This is a genomic window from Domibacillus iocasae, from assembly GCF_001750285.1.
GTDB classification, from domain to species: domain Bacteria; phylum Bacillota; class Bacilli; order Bacillales; family Domibacillaceae; genus Domibacillus; species Domibacillus iocasae.
This window is the reverse complement of sequence record NZ_MAMP01000002.1, coordinates 100,802-120,913: the sequence shown is the minus strand read 5'-3', so window position 1 is coordinate 120,913 and position 20,112 is coordinate 100,802. Positions and strand designations below refer to the sequence as shown.

General features: G+C 45.0%; 18 protein-coding genes and 1 riboswitch. Of the genes, 15 read left to right on the top strand and 3 right to left on the bottom strand.

The window, feature by feature from the left end:
* Nucleotides 1-4 precede the first annotated feature (4 nt).
* On the top strand, nt 5-1,195 hold the full coding sequence (locus BA724_RS01860; RefSeq protein ID WP_069937006.1) for a glucose-1-phosphate adenylyltransferase: 1,191 nt from the start codon (nt 5-7) through the stop codon (nt 1,193-1,195).
* Here the strand turns inward: BA724_RS01860 and BA724_RS19170 are convergent.
* Entirely contained in the window at nt 1,110-1,508 is a 399-nt protein-coding gene (locus BA724_RS19170) for a helix-turn-helix domain-containing protein (RefSeq protein WP_169818474.1), read from the bottom strand. The two genes, BA724_RS01860 and BA724_RS19170, sit on opposite strands and share 86 nt — an antisense overlap.
* Before the next feature lie 876 nt (nt 1,509-2,384).
* Here BA724_RS19170 and BA724_RS01855 point away from each other — a divergent pair.
* Nucleotides 2,385-4,049, top strand: a complete 1,665-nt coding sequence (locus BA724_RS01855; RefSeq protein ID WP_069937005.1) for a glycoside hydrolase family 13 protein — start codon at nt 2,385-2,387, stop codon at nt 4,047-4,049.
* Nucleotides 4,050-4,251: 202 nt separating this feature from the next.
* Here BA724_RS01855 and BA724_RS01850 read toward each other — a convergent pair whose 3' ends face one another.
* On the bottom strand, nt 4,252-5,589 hold the full coding sequence (locus BA724_RS01850; RefSeq protein ID WP_069937004.1) for a 5'-deoxyadenosine deaminase: 1,338 nt from the start codon (nt 5,587-5,589) through the stop codon (nt 4,252-4,254).
* Between the two features lie 41 nt (nt 5,590-5,630).
* Nucleotides 5,631-5,730: riboswitch (purine riboswitch) on the bottom strand.
* 112 nt (nt 5,731-5,842) lie between these two features.
* On the opposite strand from BA724_RS01850, the gene BA724_RS01845 reads away from it, so the two are divergent.
* A complete protein-coding gene (locus tag BA724_RS01845) occupies nt 5,843-6,253 on the top strand; it encodes a hypothetical protein (protein WP_069937003.1) in 411 nt (136 codons plus the stop codon).
* Between the two features lie 32 nt (nt 6,254-6,285).
* On the opposite strand, the gene BA724_RS01840 is transcribed toward BA724_RS01845, so the two are convergent.
* The gene (locus tag BA724_RS01840; RefSeq protein ID WP_069937002.1) at nt 6,286-7,902 is read right to left on the bottom strand and encodes a PucR family transcriptional regulator; all 1,617 of its coding nucleotides are present in this window, start codon (nt 7,900-7,902) and stop codon (nt 6,286-6,288) included.
* A gap of 196 nt (nt 7,903-8,098) precedes the next feature.
* Between BA724_RS01840 and uraD the strand changes: the two genes are divergently transcribed.
* The 12 genes from uraD (at nt 8,099) to BA724_RS01780 (ending at nt 19,917) form a co-directional block, all read left to right on the top strand.
* On the top strand, nt 8,099-8,611 hold the full coding sequence (uraD, locus tag BA724_RS01835; protein ID WP_245676120.1) for a 2-oxo-4-hydroxy-4-carboxy-5-ureidoimidazoline decarboxylase: 513 nt from the start codon (nt 8,099-8,101) through the stop codon (nt 8,609-8,611).
* A complete protein-coding gene (gene uraH / locus BA724_RS01830; RefSeq protein WP_069937001.1) occupies nt 8,599-8,955 on the top strand; it encodes a hydroxyisourate hydrolase in 357 nt (118 codons plus the stop codon). Before uraD ends, uraH begins: the two co-directional genes overlap by 13 nt.
* Nucleotides 8,956-9,025: 70 nt before the next feature.
* Nucleotides 9,026-10,030 (top strand): XdhC family protein, encoded by a 1,005-nt coding sequence (locus BA724_RS01825; RefSeq protein WP_069937000.1) that lies wholly within the window; start codon nt 9,026-9,028, stop codon nt 10,028-10,030.
* On the top strand, nt 10,027-10,719 hold the full coding sequence (locus tag BA724_RS01820) for an NTP transferase domain-containing protein (RefSeq protein ID WP_069936999.1): 693 nt from the start codon (nt 10,027-10,029) through the stop codon (nt 10,717-10,719). Before BA724_RS01825 ends, BA724_RS01820 begins: the two co-directional genes overlap by 4 nt.
* Nucleotides 10,637-11,491: an FAD binding domain-containing protein gene (locus BA724_RS01815; protein ID WP_069936998.1), complete on the top strand. Its 855-nt coding sequence runs from the start codon at nt 10,637-10,639 to the stop codon at nt 11,489-11,491. Before BA724_RS01820 ends, BA724_RS01815 begins: the two co-directional genes overlap by 83 nt.
* Before the next feature lie 22 nt (nt 11,492-11,513).
* Nucleotides 11,514-13,769 (top strand): xanthine dehydrogenase subunit D, encoded by a 2,256-nt coding sequence (gene pucD / locus BA724_RS01810; RefSeq protein ID WP_069936997.1) that lies wholly within the window; start codon nt 11,514-11,516, stop codon nt 13,767-13,769.
* Entirely contained in the window at nt 13,735-14,244 is a 510-nt protein-coding gene (locus BA724_RS01805) for a (2Fe-2S)-binding protein (protein ID WP_069936996.1), read from the top strand. The genes pucD and BA724_RS01805 overlap by 35 nt, the downstream gene beginning before the upstream one ends.
* Before the next feature lie 186 nt (nt 14,245-14,430).
* Entirely contained in the window at nt 14,431-15,222 is a 792-nt protein-coding gene (locus BA724_RS01800) for an ABC transporter ATP-binding protein (protein ID WP_083256001.1), read from the top strand.
* Between the two features lie 6 nt (nt 15,223-15,228).
* Nucleotides 15,229-16,083: an ABC transporter permease gene (locus tag BA724_RS01795; protein WP_425388970.1), complete on the top strand. Its 855-nt coding sequence runs from the start codon at nt 15,229-15,231 to the stop codon at nt 16,081-16,083.
* 25 nt (nt 16,084-16,108) lie between these two features.
* Entirely contained in the window at nt 16,109-17,128 is a 1,020-nt protein-coding gene (locus tag BA724_RS01790) for an ABC transporter substrate-binding protein (RefSeq protein ID WP_069936993.1), read from the top strand.
* Between the two features lie 280 nt (nt 17,129-17,408).
* The gene (locus BA724_RS01785) at nt 17,409-18,653 is read left to right on the top strand and encodes a Zn-dependent hydrolase (protein ID WP_245676116.1); all 1,245 of its coding nucleotides are present in this window, start codon (nt 17,409-17,411) and stop codon (nt 18,651-18,653) included.
* 13 nt (nt 18,654-18,666) lie between these two features.
* On the top strand, nt 18,667-19,917 hold the full coding sequence (locus BA724_RS01780) for a pyridoxal-phosphate-dependent aminotransferase family protein (RefSeq protein ID WP_069936992.1): 1,251 nt from the start codon (nt 18,667-18,669) through the stop codon (nt 19,915-19,917).
* Nucleotides 19,918-20,112 lie beyond the last annotated feature (195 nt).

Here is a 20,112-nt window from a genome sequence, read left to right as displayed (position 1 = left end):
AAGAATGGCAAAAAAACAATGCGTAGCAATGCTCTTAGCGGGCGGCAAAGGAAGCAGGTTAAAAGAATTAACGGAAAACGTGGCGAAACCAGCCGTACCGTTTGGCGGGAAATACCGCATTGTTGATTTTCCTCTTTCTAATTGTGCCAATTCCGGCATACATACGGTCGGTGTGTTAACGCAATACCAGCCGCTTGTTTTAAATACATATATCGGAAACGGAAGCGCGTGGGATCTTGATCGCCATAAAGGCGGCGTTACTGTTCTCCCGCCATATGCAAGCGCTTCAGACGTCAATTGGTATACTGGAACGGCCAGTGCCATTTATCAAAACCTTCATTATCTCAAGCAGTATGAGCCTGCAAACGTCTTGATCTTGTCAGGCGACCACATTTACAAAATGGACTACAACTTAATGCTTCAATATCATATTGAAAAAGAAGCCGATGCGACCATTTCTGTTATTGAAGTTCCATGGGAGGAAGCGAACCGGTTCGGTATCATGAATATCGATGAATTGAATAATGTCACGCGGTTTGATGAAAAGCCGGATCATCCAGAAAGCAACCTTGCCTCCATGGGTATTTACATCTTTAAATGGTCCGTTTTGAAAAAATATTTAGAGCAGGATGCGAACAATCCGGATTCTTCAAATGATTTCGGAAACGATATAATACCTGCCATGCTTGCGGATCAACAAAAACTGGCTGCGTATCCGTTTAAAGGCTACTGGAAAGATGTCGGAACGGTCAAAAGCTTGTGGGAAGCGAATATGGACTTATTGGAAAGTGACCATCAATTGGACTTGTACGACTATTCCTGGCGCATTTTTTCAGTGAACGAAAACTTTCCACCGCAAGTGATGGGACAAAACGCCGTTGTTAAACGTTCTATTATCAATGAAGGCTGCCTCGTTGATGGAGAAATTCAGCATTCTGTTTTATCACAAGGCGTAAAAGTAGCGAAAAATGCTTTCATTAAAGATTCCGTGATCATGCCGAATGCAAAAATTGGAACCGGTTCATACATTGAGCAGGCCATCGTGGTAGAAAACGTTCATGTGCCGGAGAATACGATCATTTACAACAACTCGGAAAATGTGCTGCTGATTACGGAGGATTTTTTAAAAGTTTATAGAGAAGAAAAAACGATGGTGGAATTGGATAGGAAAGCTGCTCAGATATCCAATTCCTGAAGCGGCTTTTTGGTCTTTGGGAGCCGGTCCGCCGGTAAACGCCGGGTGACATGACGTATTTCTTTTTAAAAACTTTATGAAAATAAGGATAAGAACCAAATCCACATTTTTCCGCGATATGTTCAAGGGTCATCTTCATGCCGGTCATTCGGTCAATGGCAGAGGACAGCCGTATTTCATGCGTGTATTCAAACATTGTTTTATGGGTACTGCTTTTAAAAAGATGAATAGAACGCGATACGCTCAACCCGGCATGAAGCGCGACGTCCTCTATTTTAAATGTACTGAGAGCATGTTCTACAATATAACGCATCATACGGCCGCATTAAATCGGTGCCTGTTTCGTTGGCGGCCCGCTCAATATAAAAGCATAAAGACTAGGGAAGAGTATAGGAAAGTTCCTTGCTTTTACTCAAAGCGGGCCGGCGTTCTTCGATAATAATGCTGCGCCATAAGGAGAGCACGTTTTCATAGACACCAATATGAGACCAGACCGGCTTTTGGGACTGAGTTCACCATTCATTGATCCAGCTGCCGTCACAAATCAGGTAGTAGTCACCGCTCTCCTGGTTTTCTTTAATAAACAGTTCGTAATGAGTAAGGGTCTTCCGGATGAACCATGAACGCGATTACCCTGCTTACTTTCCTACATCCACTTATTGATCTTTGCCACACAGGCGGCAGGCAGCGAAATATGCACTCTGGGCGTATAGACGTTGTGTAAGTTACGCATATCCACACACTTGAATATTCGATGTCGTTGGATTATCAGCTTTTAGACTTAATAGCAAAATCGTATATGTTTTCATTTTGCTAAAAGTTAATTTTTTAAAAAATATTTAAAAAATCGTTTGCGTAAATTTTATTCTCATACACCCGCTTTCATTTGGTAGGGGTGAGTGTGAAAAACTTTTAATAAAGAGGGCGTTTTTGTTTTAAAAATTTAAAAATGGGAATCAGTATAAAAATTATTTTTCTTAAATCATGAAAATGAATGTTTTAGAGAAAACGATTGCACAAGTATTTTTCATGTTTATATTAAGTCATGTTGAATAACTGAAAAATGCTTGTACGCATGAAGCGCAGACGGAAAAGGTCATGAGAGAAACTTTCAGCCTTCGCATTCTTTTTTTGCATTCCGTGCTAAAATACACGTAGGAAATATTCTAGAAGACTTGGGGGACGCTTTATGAACAAAGTATGGTGGAAAGAAGCGGTCGCGTATCAAATTTACCCGCGCAGCTTTATGGATTCAAACGGAGATGGCATTGGAGATATTCAAGGGGTGATTTCGAAGCTTGATTACTTAAAAGACCTTGGCATTGATGTTATTTGGATTTGCCCAATGTTTGAATCACCGAACGATGACAACGGCTATGATATTAGCGATTACAAGGAAATTATGGATGAATTTGGGACGATGGAGGATTTTGACGAACTCTTAAAGGAAGTGCATGTGCGCGGCATGAAACTCATTCTTGACCTCGTCATCAATCATACAAGTGATGAACATCCATGGTTTATTGAATCACGTTCGTCTAAAGACAATCCAAAACGTGACTGGTACATTTGGCGTGATGGGAAAAATGGTGCAGAGCCGAACAACTGGGAAAGTATTTTCGGAGACTCGGCTTGGGAATATGATCAGACGACCGAGCAGTTTTTCCTGCATCTTTTCTCAAAAAAGCAGCCGGATTTAAACTGGGAGAACCCGGATGTGCGCCAGGCACTATACGAAACGGTCAATTGGTGGCTGGATAAAGGCATCGATGGCTTCCGCGTGGATGCGATCAGCCACATTAAAAAGGTAGAAGGCTTAATTGATATGCCAAATCCAAATGAGCTCAAATATGTTCCGTCTTTTGACCACCATATGAACGTAAAAGGCATTCAGCCCCTTCTTGAAGAATTAAAAGCTGAAACATTTGCGAAGTATGATATTATGACTGTCGGTGAAGCGAATGGTGTAACAGCGGATGACGTTGATGAATGGGTGGACGAGGAAAAAGGAAAGTTCAACATGATTTTTCAATTTGAACACCTTGAACTGTGGAATGCGGAAACGAAAACGGGTCTCGATATTCCAGGCTATAAAGAAGTGATGACGAAGTGGCAAAAAGCTCTCGAAAACAAAGGGTGGAACGCGCTTTTTATTGAAAACCATGACAAAGCGCGCGTCGTGTCTACGTGGGGGAACGACCGTGAGTATTGGTGTGAAAGTGCAACAGCTTTTGCAGCGGTTTATTTCTTAATGCAGGGGACACCGTTCATTTATCAAGGTCAGGAAATCGGCATGACAAATGTGAAGTACGAAGATATTAACGATTACAATGATGTCCGGACGAAAAACATGTATCGCCTTGGTATCGGTGCCGGGATTCACCATGATGAAATGATGGAAATCATTTGGCATTCAAGCCGTGACAACTCACGCACGCCGATGCAATGGTCCGCCGAAGAAAATGCCGGTTTTACAACAGGCAGGCCATGGATTAAATTAAATGAAAATTATAAGAATATTAACGTCGAGGCCCAGCTGCAAAGCGAAGGCTCAATTTTGAACTTTTATAAAAAAATGATCAAAATGAAAAAAGAGAATGATATTTTCACATATGGCACATACGATATAGTCTTGGAAGAAGATACGCGTTTGTTTGCGTATACGCGGAAGCTTGGCAGTGAAAAAGTGATCGTACTCAGCAACTTATCGGATCAGCCGGTTCCGGTTCGGAAATTGGACGGTATCGCGTATGATTTTGCTCATTTAATGCTGCACAACTATACAGTGCCGGAAGAAAATCCGCCGGGTGAACTCATCTTAAATCCATACGAAGCGCGGGTTTATAAATTATAATTTGAAACGGCTCAAACCTTTACTGTTTGAGCCGTTTTTTTATGTGCAGGTCCGGAAAAAATACGAATAGCGCCGGAATAAATCATGCTAACGCCGGTAAAAAATAGTATCGGCGTTACAAAACAATTCAACAATGAAAAACATCTTTAATAAAGAAAAGGTGAGCCTGCCAATGAGATGGGACCGCCTTTTTTTGGATAGTTTAACTGACGATAGCTGTCCGACTGAGCAGTCGTTTAATTGATGCATCTGCTTCTTTCAGTACAGTTTCTTTGTCAACTGTTTTCATAAGACCTTTTTCCATCACAATCCTGCCGTTGACGATCGTCGTCTCCACATCGGCTCGAGTGGCGGAATAAACGATGCGTGAAATGGGATCGACATCGTAGGAGGGAAATGTATGGAAATGATTTAAGTTTAAAATCGCCAAGTCCGCTTTTTTGCCGATTTCAATGCTGCCGATTTCGTGATCCATCCCGACAGCGCGGGCGCCGCCGATTGTCGCCATTTTAAAAACGGTGCGGGCGTTCATGCTGGTCGGTCCGTGAATCGGCTTTTGAATAAGAGCGGCGAGACGCATTTCGTTGAACATATCCAAATTGTTGTTGCACGGGGCCCCGTCCGCACCGAGGCTAACCGATGATCCGGCATCGAGCAGCCCTGGAACGTCGGCGACACCGGAAGCGAGCTTTAAATTCGAGCCTGGACAGTGGCTGACGTGGACGCCGCGCTCTTTAATGATCTGTTTTTCTTGTTCATCAAGCCAAATGCAGTGGGCTAAAATGAGCCGCTCGTTGGCAAGACCGAGGTGATCAAGGTAGACGACGTTTCGCATCCCCGTTTCCTGCTCAACAATGGCAATTTCCCCTTTGTTTTCAGAAGCGTGTGTATGCACTTTTACGTTGTAGTGAGTGGACAGTTTCTGCACTTCTCTTAACAATTCTTCTGTACAGGAAACGACAAATCGAGGTGAAAAAGCGTATTGAATGCGTCCGCTGTCATACATATGCCATTTCTCCAGTAAATCGACACTTTCCTGAATGGATTCCGCTGTTTTTTCCTGCAGTCCAACTGGCACCTCGTTGCCTTTATCCATCATCACTTTGCCGGATATGGCGCGGATACCGCTTTCGGCAATAGCGCGAAAAGCGTAATCCGTATGGCTGACTGTTTCCATATCCACAATTGTCGTTGTGCCGCTTTGCAGCAGTTCACCGATTCCGAGCATGGCGGAATAATAAATGGATTCTTCATCATGGGACGCTTCAAGCGGCCAAATCCGTTTTTTCAGCCAATCCATCAATTCAAGGTCATCCCCTTTTCCACGAAACAGTGTCTGGCATAAGTGAATGTGTGTTTGAACAAACCCGGGAATAATAGTCCGCCCGGATGCATCAATGACGCGGTCAGCTATAGTCTCCTTGAGAGAAAGCCCAATTGATTCTATCCGGTCTTCTTTAATTAAAAGGTCTCCTTTAATAATTTCTTCCTTTGTGTTCATCGTTACAATTTGCGCATTTTTAATTAATAATCTGCTCATTTTATTCCTCCAGTTCATTAAAAAAAGCCACGAAAAAATCAGCACTGTGCCAATTTTTTCGTAGCCTGGAATTTACGGTTCCGAGTAGAAACCCTTAACCCGTATCGTTAAGGATATACGAAAAGTATATGTTCATCATAGGGAGTTATACATTAAGGTTCAACTTTTGTGTGAGGAAACCTCACATTAATTCGGCTAGAAATATAAAATCATGATTAAATTAAAATAATGACGATCATAAGGAGGCTGCATCATGAATATACAGTTTTTAAATGAACAGCATCAGAGCCGTTTTGAGCTGGCGCGGTCCTCGATGCCTGCTATGCAGCAGGCGGAGCGGTCAAAGCTTGCGTTTGTGTTTTTAATTACGGGAGACCGAGAATTGCGAAAAAAAGTCAGTCCGTATATCCACTTAAAAGACGGCCGTTTTTTGTGGCCCGATACACTAGTAGATCAGAGTATAACGAGTGGCGGCGACGCACTTTTGACACTGGCACTACAGTTTTTAAGCAATGTAAAAGCGACAGCACCGCTTCACTTAATGGATGGTTTAAGTGATGATCAGCTGAGGCTGGCACTCAATGCTATTATTGTCCGGCGCACTGGAATTCAATGCCCTCTTGATAAAGAAAAAAACGATGAACGATATTACTATTATATGTAAAAGAAGCCTGGAGAAAAATCTCCGGGCTTCTTTTATGCATTCAATAAGTGTTTAATGCGTAAAGCGAGGCGGATTTGCAGGGAAAAGTCGGGATCCTTCAGTGAAATACCGAGCAGTTCCTCACATTTTTCCAGCCTGTAGACGACCGTATTGCGGTGAACAAACAGCCGTTTGGCTGTTTCGGAAATGTGGCAGTGGCTTTCCATATAAACAAATAGTGTATCAAGCAGGGACTTCTCTTCTTCTAAATTGCTGAGCTTGAGCTGCTGAACAGTATGCTTATAAAACTGTGATAAGTCTTTTGCCGGCAGCAGGCGCAGCAACTCACTCACATCTTTTGTCCGATGGAAATGAACCGATGACGGCCCGCTTGACAGCCGATTCGTTTTCAAGGCGTCGCGCGCTTCTTTATACCCCTGGCGGATAAATAGAAGCGAAGAGCAAAGATGGCTGACACCAAATGACATCGTTGCATCAAGTTCGCGGCTCATTCGGCTTTGCAGCTTTTGCAAAAAAGAAGCGGTAAACGAGTGGGTATCTTTCACGTGTTCTGGCGCTTTTAATAAAAGAATCAGCGTTTCTCCTTTTGTGAATAAATAACACGGCACATCCATTGTGTGTAATTCTTTTTCGAAAAAGTAATAAATCGCGTCCAGCTCTTTTTGGTTTGTGTAATAAGACCATTCTTCTTCCGGTGCATCGATACGCCCGGCGGCGCAAATGTATTTCTGCTTCAGTGGCAAGTCGAATTCTCTCGCCCGGCTAATGGCTTCTTCCTCGCTTGAAAAAGCATCATCTAAAAAATTTGAAAAAAATTCATTACGGATGCGGCGTGTAAACTGTTTAACGGCATCTTCCTTTAGAAGTTCAAACGAAATTACGTTCAGTGCCTGCTCAATCGTTAGCAGTTTTACATGTTCTGTCATATAAATAGGTCCTTCGATCAAGAGCAGTGCCGCTTTTTTCTCGTATGTATAAACAGGGAACAACGTATAGTCTTCTTTTTGATCCAGTGTACTGAAAGCAGTAAAAGCGGCGCTGGGCGATAAAAAAGAGCCGTGCTGTGATGACCATTTTTTAAAGGGAGAAAGCACCTCGGCAAGCGTTCGATCTCCCGCGATAGGACTGAAGTAAGATGTGCATAAAAATGTGCGGTGGCCGGTCAGTTCAGTTAAATTGGCAAGCAGCGCATTTAAGCCTTTTCCACTCATAATGTGACTTGAAAAAAGCTTATGCGTATCGATCGCACTGCGCAATTCACTTGTTCGTTTGTCGAGAATTACATTCAGCATTTGATTGACGGTTTCGCCAAGTGACCAGCTTTCAGGAATTTCAACAATGGGAAACTTAAGGTCATTTGCAAGTCGAATAGCTTCAGAGGGAAGTTCACCGAAAAAGCGTTTTGTTTTGATAAACAATGCAGCACAACTTTTTTGAGCCATTTGTTCAATGAGGCGGGTTAATTCAGCAGGCTCATCTTTTACGTGATAGCCTGTTGTGACAAGTAAATCATTCGGTTTTAAATAAGGGAGAATATCAGGAGCGTCCATCATTGTGATGTTTGTGATATCATTTGAAACGCCTTTTTCACCAGCAGTCAACTTTAAATCGTGAAAGGGGGCATGGGCAAGCAGTGTTTTTAATTTCACTAAAATCCCTCCGAAAAATAATTTATGTTATAATTTATAACATAAATTAAGGCTTTTTTGTAAAAAAAGCAGAAAATAATTTATTATTTAGTGATTATAACTAATGACAATACACGAATTTCTTTGTAAACTTATGTTATGTTATATATTATTACACAATAAAGTTATAAAAAGAGGGTGTTCGACATTGCTGACGATGCAGTCTGTGAATCAAATGAAGAAAGTTTCTTTCGTTCAGCATTTTGGTGGAGTATTTGAGCATTCGCTCTGGGTGGCGGAGCAGGCTGCGCGTGACCGTCCGTTTCATTCGGTGAAATCTTTATACGAAAAGATGGCATCGATCGTACAGGAATCCACTGCTTCTGACCAGCTGTCCCTGCTGCGGAACCATCCGAATCTTGGAGCGAAAATAAAAATGACCGATGCATCAGTAAAAGAACAGACAGATGCTGGATTAACATCAATGACCAAAACCGAATTTGACCAATTCTCAATGCTGAATGAGGCTTATACAGAGAAATTTGCTTTTCCTTTTATTATTGCTGTGCGAAGCAAAACGAAAGAAGAAATTTATCGTCAGATGGAAATGCGTTTACAAAATGATAGGAATACTGAATTTGACACCGCATTAAATGAAGTATTCAAAATCGCCTATTTTCGAATAACAGATATTGTCATGGAAGAGGAGGCGAGCAAATGCCTGCGTTAACGACGCATATTTTGGATTTAACTCACGGACAGCCGGCAGCTGGGGTTGCCGTAGAGGTCTTTTTTTTCGGAAGTGGGGCGGAAAAGAAAAAAATCACACAATCGGTTACCAATGCTGATGGGCGGGTAAGTGAACCGCTCGTTTCAGCGGATGAATTCAAAGCGGGAGAATATGAACTTCTGTACCACATTGGAACTTATTTCGGGCAAAAGGAAATGAATAGTGAGGGTCCGCCTTTTTTAAATCGGGTATCTGTAAGAGTTAGTCTGTCGGAGGCTGAAGCGCATTATCATATTCCGCTTCTTATCTCGCCGTGGGGTTATCAAGTATATAGAGGAAGCTGATGGAAAAGGGCAATGATTTTTTAATCAGCGCCCTTTTTTTCGCACAGTGAATTCGAATGGAGGAATCAGCATGGAAGACATTCATGATTTGCTGGATGCCATTGACTCGTCTTCTGTTGGCGGTGTATTGGCGACGGTCGTTAAAGTTACAGGCTCCGCGTATAAAAAAGAAGGGGCGGCGATGCTGTTTAAGCCGGACGGAACACAAGTGGGCCTGCTGAGTGCCGGCTGCCTGGAGAAAGACTTATCCGAACGGCTTAAAGAGAACAACAAGCCGAATGGGGAGTTTATTTACGACATGCGTGGTGAAGATGATCTGTCGTGGGGAGAAGGATCCGGCTGCAACGGTGTCATCCATGTGTGGGCGGAAAAATTAAGCGGAGCGTACGTGGCGGATTTACTTCAATTGAAAAAAGTGCTTCGGTCAGGCCAGTCCGTTTTGATGATCAAAAAACAGGGCGAGTGTCCGGGTTATTTGCTTATTCCAGACGAAGGCGAACCATTTGGCTGTTGGGAAGGAGGCGTACCGGACGACTGCCGTGTGATTGAACGTGGCGTATTTTTCAGCAAAGCGCTTGCCAGTGACGTATACGTACACCGAATTCGTCCGAAGCGCAGACTTTTTGTATTCGGGGCAGGGCCGGACGCGCGTCCGCTTGTCGCGTTTGCGGCAGGGGCAGGGTTTTCTGTCACTGTTTCTGATTGGCGCCCTGCTTTTTGTACGGCTGCTTATTTTCCAGCAGCAGAAAAGCATGTCACTGGTTTTCCGGGAGAAGTGCTTGAAGAGATAGATGTAAAATCGGATGATTGTGTGGTAATCATCACGCATAATTTTAAACGGGATCAAGAGTTAATCCGCGTTTTAAAAGATAAAGAGCTTCGGTATCTTGGTGTGCTTGGTTCGAAAAAAAGAACAGCCCGCCTGCTCGGTGTGGATCAGATTCCTCCAGGGATTACGTCACCAGCTGGGCTGGCCATTCAAGCGCAGGGAGCGGAGGAGATTGCGATCAGCATAGTGGCCCAGCTTATTCAAGTGAGCCACTCGGTTCGATTGAAAGAAGCGGCTTGCTTATGAATGGACCGGTTGTTGGCATTTTGCTTGCGGCGGGCAGCAGCCGGAGGATGGGAGCAGACAAATTGGCACTGCCGCTTGGCGACACAACAATTGGCGGTGCGTCACTAGAAGCGGCGCTTTCTTCAATGCTCGATCATGTCATTATTGTTCAGAAAAAAGAAGAAGCCCGCTGGATTCATTCTGCTTTTCTCAAAAAAGAAAAATGGTCACAAGCAGGGTGTAAAGACGCGGTTCGCGGACAGGCGCATTCACTTGCTGCGGGTTTAAAAGCGGCAGAGAAAATGGATGCCTCAGCAGTGGTCGTGTTGCTGGCGGATCAGCCGTTTGTTGATTTTAGGTTGGTTGATCACATGACAGAGATGCATAAAGAAACGCCCTCGTTATTTGTAGCGTCCCGTTTTAACGGAACACCGCGTCCGCCTGTGCTTTTTTCGAAACGGCTTTTCCCGATGCTGCAAGGATTGCAGGGAGATCGGGGAGCGGGAAGTTTACTGAAGCAGCCATCTTTTGGACGAAAAGGCGCGATGGTGGATGTTGAAACAGCACGCCTGTTTTTGGATATTGATACAAAGCATGATTACGAACAAGTAATGAGGAGGGGATGGGATGGATGTTTCAATGCCAGTGCCGACGTCTGTCTGGCAGCCCGGGAGTTTGGAAGAAGCCCGATCATTAAAGAAAGAATTTAATGGTGCCTCTCGTTTTATCGCAGGCGGGACGCTCATGCAAATGCAGCGGGAGCAGGGTGTTGCATTTCCGCCTCATTTAATCAGCCTTGAGCAAATTCGTGAGCTGACAGATATTGAGGAAACGGTAGATGGCTCGGTGCGGATTGGTGCCTTAACTGACCTTGAAACATGCAGGACACACCCGCTGGTAAAAGAAGGGTGTCCTGCTTTATCAGAGGCGATTGGAACCATTGCGTCGCCGGCGGTAAGAAACAAAGGCACAATCGGAGGCAATATTTTATACGGGGTCGGTGATGCAGTTCCTGCATTGCTGGCGATGAATGCGCGTCTTTCATGGTTTTGTAAAAATGGCATTCGATCTGAGTGGCTTTTGGATTACATGAGCGATCAGGAACTCCCGGCAGAAGGCGCCATTTTAACGGATATTTCGATTCCTTCTCTAGTCGAAGGGCATTGCTTTTTTCGCAAAGTCGGGCGCCGGGAAACGTTTATTCCATCTGTTGTCACGGTGGCAATGTATGTAGAATTGACAGCTCAGCTTTCGATCCAATCGATCCGGCTTGTGGCAGGAGGAGGAGTGAATACGCCGAGGCGCTTAATAGAGTGTGAAAAAATGCTGATGGGAAAACAACTGACGGATGAGTTGCTGAGAGTGCTTTCAAGTAAACTAAAAGAAGAATCCGCTTTGATTGGTGATGCTTTTACATCAGCGGATTACCGGCGTACTGTGGCGGCTAACTTGCTCGTCTCAGAACTGCAGTCGCTTCGGTGAAATGGGAGGGAGGAGAGTTGGAATGAAGAAAAATATACGGCCGGACGGTAAAGAAAAAGTAACGGGAAGATTAAAATATTTAACCGATCTCGCTTTTCCGAATATGCTATACGGCAAGATTTTAAGAAGTCCTTATCCCCACGCTCGTATTCTTTCGATTTCTACAGATAAAGCTAAGCAGCTTCCGGGTGTGCAAGCGGTCATTACGCACAAAGATGTTCCAGGGTTAAACGGCTTTGGTATCGTGAGACCCGATCAGCCGGTATTATGCAAAGACATTGTCCGGTACGTCGGTGACGCTGTCGCGGCTGTGGCGGCAGATTCGATTGAGATTGCCTCACGGGCGCTCGAACTGATTGATGTCCAGTATGAACCGCTTCCTGTGCTCGACAGCCCAGAAAAAGCGCTGGAAGCATCAGCGCCGCTTCTCCATCCGGACGGTAACGTATTGCATCGGGCCAGTTTCCAAAAAGGAGATATTGAAGCGGAATTTTCAAAGTGTACAACAGTCGTAGAGGAAACATATCACGTGCCGCGCCAGTTGCATGCGTATATGGAAACGGAAGGCGGAGTGATAGTCCCAGAAAAAGGCGGTGGTCTTACCGTTTATGTCGGCACGCAGCACGGCTTTAAAGACCGGTTTCAGCTTTCCCGTATATTAGGGGTGTCTGAAGCGGACATTCGCATCGTCTCAAGTCCGATGGGCGGCTCGTTTGGAGGGAAAGATGAATTAAATATCCAGCCATACGGTGCGTTATTGGCTATTGCAACAGGCAAGCCTGTGAAAATTCATCAAACGAGACAGGAATCCATGCGTTCAAGTATTAAACGGCATCCGATGATGATTACAATGAAAACCGGTGTTGACCGGGCTGGGAAGCTGCGTGCCCATCAAACGACAATTGTGGCCGATACCGGTGCGTATGCGACGCTTGGCCCGGCCATTTTGGATTTTGCAGTTGAGCACACGTGTGGTCCATATCTGATTCCGGCTGTGAAGACGAATGGAGTTTCTATCTTTACAAACAACGGTGTTTCAGGGGAATTTCGTGGATTTGGGGGCAATCAAATTACATTTGCTCTTGAAGGCCAAATCGACCGGCTTGCTGCTGCAATCGGAATAGATGGTATAGATATGCGGCGCCGCAATATCCGGAATGAGCATGACCTTGGTCCCCTCGGGCAGCGGATCGCCGAAACAAATGGCGCGTCAGACGTGCTTCAATCAGCGGCGGCTGTATATGCCGAGAAAAAAAGGCTGTTATCCAATCAAGACCCGTGGAAGAGGATAGGAACAGGCATGGCTATTACGATGCATGGCGGTGGGCTCGGGTTTGGACGGCTGGATCCTGCCGGCGGTCGGCTTTCGCTGAAAGAAGACGGGGAAATTGAAATTTCATTTGGATTTGAAGAAGCGGGTCAGGGCATTCTTGGAGTCATTGAAGCGATTACGACAGAGCAACTAGGCTGCGCAAAAGAAGATATTTCTATTGTAATTGGTGACACATCGCTTGTGCCTTCATCTGGATCAACAACTGCATCACGCGGAACGAGCATGGTTTGGCATTCGTTGCAGCGATTGAAAAAGCCTTTTTTACAGAAGCTGCTGGCTCGGGCGGCAGGTATAATGGGAATGAAAGAAGAACAGCTTTCAATCGGACCAGGCGGTATTTGGCAAAATGGAGAGTGCAGGCTGTCATTCCGAGAGCTTGTGTCTGAACAGGAGCCGATCATTATCTCGACTCAGTTTGATTTTCCGGTTTCACCGGACCCGATTGACTCCGCTCATTTTTTATACACATACAGCGGTGTTGTCGCGCAGGTGGAAGTGGATCTGTTAACAGGCAGAATAAATGTAGGGGAACTGCATCAGTCAATCTCTGCCGGTCCAGTGGTAAATGAAATGGGCTATCTGGGACAAATTGAGGGCGGCGGTGTCATGGCGATCGGTTATACGTTAATGGAAGATGTGATAATGGCAGACGGTCATTATGTGACAGAAAACTTGGATTCCTATTTAATTCCCGGAATTAAGGATGTGCCATTTGACTTGCAGATGAAGGCGATAGAATCACTGCCGGAAGAAGATCACCATGGTCCGCGTGGAGTCGGTGAAATTGGTACTGTTGCTGTGGCCCCGGCGATCGCCAATGCTATTTGGGATGCGATCGGTCTGCGGGTCAGCCAACTGCCGGTCAAGCCGGAAGCCGTGTTGAAGTCAACGAAAGAAAGAGGTGTTTTGCATGGAAGTCAATCATCAAACAGCGGGGCGAAATGAAACAATGTCTGTTTCTTTTCTATTAAATGGTGAGCACATTCAACTGAACGTCTCGCCAGTTGCAAGAGCGGTTGACTTGATTCGGGGCGAGCTCGATCAAACCGGAACGAAAATTTCATGCGGCATCGGACGCTGTGGAGCTTGCTCAATTTTAGTGAATGAAAAATTAATGGTCTCATGCCTCCTTTTGGCTTATCAGCTCGATGGAACATCTGTGACGACGATCGAGGGGCTGTCAAGCCAAGACGAGATCCATCCTATTCAAAAAGCATTTCTTGAAGAAGGCGGCTTTCAATGCGGTTACTGTACACCCGGGATGGTCCTGGCAACGAAATATCTGCTTGATTCAAATGCTGAACCTGACCAGCATGCGATACAAGAAGCACTTTCTGGAAATCTTTGCAGGTGTACCGGTTACGGCGGCATTATTCGGTCCGTTCGATGTGCAACCTCGAATCAAGAGGGTGTTAGATAATCTAACGAAAAAAGACTTAATCTTATAAGGGTTAAGTCTTTTTTCTATTTTATCACCAATAAATAAAACAATTTTTAGTGATAATACACATTGAGGTTATTCGGTGCCACAATTATGATGTTAGTAGATATCACATAACTGAAAACCTCATTCTAAAAGAGTGAACATTCGGGAGGAGAGATCGACGTGAAAATAGTACAAGATCATGCAGTTTATTTTCGGAATGTTAGCAAAGTTTATAATACTGGTACGATTGCGCTTAACAATTTTGATTTTCCGGTCGAAGAAGGAGAGTTTATCAGTTTTCTTGGACCGTCCGGCTGCGGCAAATCCACCGCGCTGCGAATGGTAGCCGGGCTCGGATCGCCAACGACAGGAGACGTGACTGTTTTCGGCAACACACCGGAAGACCTTATTAAAAATACAAATGACATTGCATTTGTTTTTCAGGATGCAAACCTTCTTCCGTGGCGCAGCGTACTCGATAATGTCTTGCTGCCCCTCGAACTTCGGGGCGGTAATAAAAAAGAAAAAAAAGAAGCTGCAGTGAAGGTGCTTGAAATGGTCGGGTTAAAAGACCATTTAACATCCTATCCGAGACAGCTGTCCGGTGGAATGAGAATGCGCGTATCGATTGCGCGGGCACTAGCAGCTAAGCCGAAGCTTCTGCTTATGGATGAACCGTTTGCGGCCCTAGATGAAATTACCCGGCAGACCCTTCAAATGGAGCTGCTCGACATATGGAAAAAAGAAAAAATGACCGTCCTGTTTGTAACACATAACGTGTATGAGGCTGTCTTTTTATCTTCTAAAATTGCGGTCATGTCCGCCCGGCCGGGGAGACTGTCATCGGTTATAGATGTAAATCTTCCATATCCGCGTGAATTAGCCATGAGAACAGACCCGGCTTTTTCAAAATATGTTGATCTTGCATCAGCCAGCCTTGAAAATCATGAACCGCGGAAGGAGACCGTATAAATGGCGATGTCAGAAGTGGAAATGATGAAGCGGCAAACAGCTTTAGCGGCCGCAGGAAAAAAGAAAAAACCATTTGCCGCTACCTTTAAAGAAATGTATCTTGGACCGATTGCCGCATTCGTTTTATTTATCTCATTATGGCAGCTTATTCCGTTAGTGCTTGGGCTTCCGCATTATATTTTGCCGAAACCGACCGATGTCTGGGAAGCCACAGTTTCTGATTGGGCACTGCTCGCGGAAGCAATTCGCATTACCGTCTTTGAATCAGTCATTGGTTTTTTATTAAGTGCTGTCATTGGCATTGGCGTCTCTGTTCTTTTGGCCAGCTCGAAAATATTAGAAAGAAGCATTTACCCGTACGCGATTATTTTACAGACGATTCCGGTCGTAGCGGTAGCGCCGATTGTGGTTATCTGGTTTGGCGCCGGTTTTAATTCGATCGTGGTCATTTCCTTTTTAATCGGCTTTTTTCCGGTCATCTCGAATACGTTAATGGGCCTTAATTCTGTTGATAAAAATATGGATGAGCTTTTCACGCTTTACAACGCGTCAAAGTGGCAAAGAATGTGGAAGCTGCGCATCCCTGCAGCGATGCCATTTATTATGGCTGGATTGAAGATTTCTTGTACGCTATCGATTGTCGGCGCAATTGTTGGTGAATATGTAGCCGGCATAGGCGGCGGAAACGGCGGTCTGGGTTATGCGATTACGGTGGCGGCTATTCAAGTGAAAACATCATTTTTATTTTCCTGCGGGATTGCGGCGGCGATTCTCGGGATCAGCTTTTACCTTCTCGTCAGCTTGTTTTCTAAAATGATGCTCGGCAGCTGGCATGAATCCGCAATGAAATCAGAAAAATAAAGAGATAGATAGAGGAGGAAATGAAATGGAGATTGTAAAGTGGAAACAAAAAGGGGTCCTCGCTTCTATGTTAGTGATGAGTTTAATGCTCACAGCATGCAGTGGGGAAAGCGCATCAGATACAGAAAGTGACATAGCGGACACGGAGAGCAAAACAGAAGACGTAAAGCTCGTTTTAAACTGGTTCCCTAAATCTCAGCACGGCGGTGTATACAGCGCGGTTGAAGAAAACACATTTGAAGAAAACGGCTTAAATGTAGATGTGGAACCGGGTGGACCACAAGTATCGCCTGTTCAAATCGTCGCAGCCGGTGATGCGCAGTTTGGTCTTGCACATGCGGACCAATTGCTGATTGCGCGCAATCAGGGGATTGAACTTGTTGCGCTCGCAGCAACGATGCAAGGCAGCCCGCAGGCATTTATGTTCCATGAAGGCGAAGATATTCAAGACTTTGAAGACTTAAATGGCCGGGAAGTCTTTGTTCAGCCAGGCATTACGTATTGGGACTTTTTAAAGAACCAATATGATTTAAGTGATGCAGCAGAACTTGGTTACAATGGCCAGCATGTTAACTTTATCGATAATAAAAAATCGGTCACGCAGGCCTTCGTCACATCCGAGCCGTTTTTCATGGAACAGGAAAATGTGCCAGTTGAAACATTGCTCGTTTCAGAATCCGGGTATGATCCGTATAATGTTGTGTTATTTGTAACGAAGGACTATTTGGAAAGCAACAAAGAAACGGTTGAGCAGTTTGTTGATTCTTATGTAAAAGGATGGGGGTCATACGAAGAAACAGCTGATACAATTAATGAAGTGATTATCGCAGAAAATCCAAATATTGAGCTTGAAGCGTTAAACTTTGAAACAGAAACGCAGCATGACTACGTTTACGGCAAGGATGCCGCTGAGCATGGAATCGGCTATATGACAGAAGAACGCTGGGATACGTTGAAGAACCAATTGCTTGATATCGGGCTGCTTGAGGAAGATTTTGAAACAAGTGATATCTTCACAACTGAGTTTTTACCGGAACAGGAATAAAAACGAATTGGAAAGACCTTAGTTTCTCCTAGATGCTAAGGTTTTTCTTTTCTAATGATGAATGAACGAGGGGATTAAATGAGTACATTGTTAATCAAAAATGCCCAAAATATTATTTCAAACAAAAGATAAAGAAAGATTTTGCCGCGAAAAGCTCGGGCTTCGGCCACTGGAACTAATGGAAGAAACGGGCTGGGTTGGCACTGATGTGTGGTATGCACACAAAAATAAACTACCGAAAAAAAGCTGACAAGATAATGCAGAAGAAGGGGGCGTTCATGTGACAATTCCAGTACAGGAAGCAGATTATGGATTCAAGACAGCGAATGACATGCTGGAATGGCTGGCAGCGTTTGGGGGGACCGCGAGCGGGGGTGTAACAAGGCTTTTATATTCAGATACATGGATTCAAGCACAGCAAGCGTTAAAGAAGGTGATGCAGGCAAAAGGGCTGGATGTCCGGTTCGATGAGGTGGGGAATTTATTTGGCCGGCGTATCGGTGTGGAAGAGCCGGAATCGGTTATTTTAACAGGATCGCATATAGACACGGTAAAAGATGGGGGGGAATTCGACGGCGCATACGGCATTGTTGCCAGTCTCATGGCCGTGCAGCGTTTGTATGAACAATATGGACCGCCGAAGCGGACGATTGATATTGTTTCGCTGGCTGAAGAAGAAGGAAGCCGTTTTCCCCTCACGTTTTGGGGATCAGGGTGGATAACAGGACGGTACAACCTGGATCAGGCCGAGCATATTTATGATAAAGATGGCATTTCCTTAAAAGAAGCAATGGAAGGAGCGGGGTTCGGCGCCAAACCGATGCCTATTGAACGAAAAAAACCGAAAGCGTTTGTTGAAGTGCATGTCGAGCAAGGGATTGTTCTTGAAAGAAAGAAAAAATCAATTGGGATCGTCAGCCATATTGTCGGCCAGCGGCGTTATACCGTTCACTTTAAGGGAGAAAGCAATCATGCGGGGACAACGCCGATGTCAATGCGTAAAGATGCCATGCGTTTAATGGCAGAGTGGACGGTCTTTCTTTTAACTGAAGCAGAATTACTGGATGAATCACTTGTTGCCACAGTCGGGAAGGTAACTGCAAAGCCGAACATGCCGAATGTAATTGCGGGTGAGGTAGAATGCAGCCTTGATGCCCGGCATTATGATTCGTCCGTATTGGACCGTTTTGAGAAAAAAATAGAAGAGTTTGAAACGCATGTAAAAACCCGCGGTATGACAATGAGTACCCAGCGATGGATGAGCATTGAACCCGTTAAGCTGGATCAGGCCATGATGAAATCCGCTGCCCGGCAAGCGAAGCATTTGGGATTGTCTTATGAAACATTGATTAGTGGAGCAGGCCACGATTCACAAGTATTTGGCGGCTATTGCCCGACAATGCTGTTATTTGTACCGAGCCGGCATGGTATTAGCCATTCACCTGATGAATGGACGGAACCGGACGATCTTGAAAAAGGCATTCAAATGCTGATGGGTGAGCTTTATACCCTCGCTTATGTTTAAGGAGGAAGGCAAGATGACATATACAGATTTAAATACACCGATCCGGACCATCATGACACCTGGACCAGTGGAGGTGGACCCGCGTGTGCTGCGCGCAATGACTACACCGATTGTCGGCCAGTTTGATCCGGCGTTTACTCATATGATGAATGAAGTAATGGATATGCTTCGCGTCCTGTTTAAAACAAAAAACAAGTGGGCGTTTCCTGTAGACGGCACATCAAGGTCCGGCATTGAAGCGATGTTAGCGAGTGTGATCCGGCCGGGCGATAACGTTCTCGTGCCAGTCTATGGGCGATTCGGTCATTTATTAATGGAAATTTGTGAACGTTATGGCGCGGAAGTAGAAGCGATGGATACAGAGTGGGGCACGGTTTTTGACCCGGCAGATGTGATTCAAAAGATAAAGGAAACAAAGCCGGATATTGTGGCAATGGTTCATGCGGAAACATCAACAGGGTGTATGCAGCCTTTAAGAGAGATTGGGCAAGCATGCCGTGAAATGGATATTCTGTTTATTGTGGATGCGGTTGCATCAATTGGCGGTGCCGATGTACGGGTGGACGAGTGGTGTATTGACGGGTTGATTGCTGGCACGCAAAAATGTTTGTCCGTTCCATCCGGTATGGCACCACTTACGTATAATGAACGAATTGAAAAACGAATTGCGAGCCGAAAAAAGGTGGAGCGCGGCATTGCAACAGATGAAGAGCTGCGGCGGCAGAATACACTGTTTATCCGCAGTAATTACTTTGACCTCAGCATGCTTCAAGACTATTGGGGCCCGCGTCGGCTGAACCATCATACAGAAGCAACCTCCATGCTGTACGCGCTTCGTGAAGGACTGCGGATTTTACTTGAAGAAGGGTTGGAAGAACGGTTTGCTCGTCACGCTTTTCATGAAAAAGCGCTTATAGCAGGAATTGAAGCGATGGGTCTCGGATTATTTGGCAGGAGAGAGGTAAAGCTGCCGACGGTCACGTGTATTAAGGTGCCTGAGGAAGTTGAAGCGGATTCTGTCCGCAATATGCTTTTAACGGAATTCGGCATTGAAATTGCCAGCTCATTCGGGCCGCTTCACGGGAAAATTTGGCGGATTGGGACAATGGGCTATAGCTGCCGTCGTGAAAACGTGCTTGCGGTGCTCGGTGCTTTTGAAGCAGTTTTGATTCGCCACGGCGTTCGGGTTCATCGGGGTGAAGCGGTTCAGGCGGCGCTCGACTGCTATATGAAGCCGGCAGTGAAGGATCCGGTTAACATATAAGTGAAAAAAGACTGTCTCATAAATCAAGCGCATCTGGATTTTGAGGACAGTCTTTTTATCATTCGCTCTTCCCTGCTAAAGACGAAATAAGGGGGATAACGATAGAATAGAAGGGATAAAACCGGAATAACGGGTGTTATAGCCGGAAAATTGTTTTTTTTTGGCGTTAGTACATATCTTTTCGGCGCTAACTCA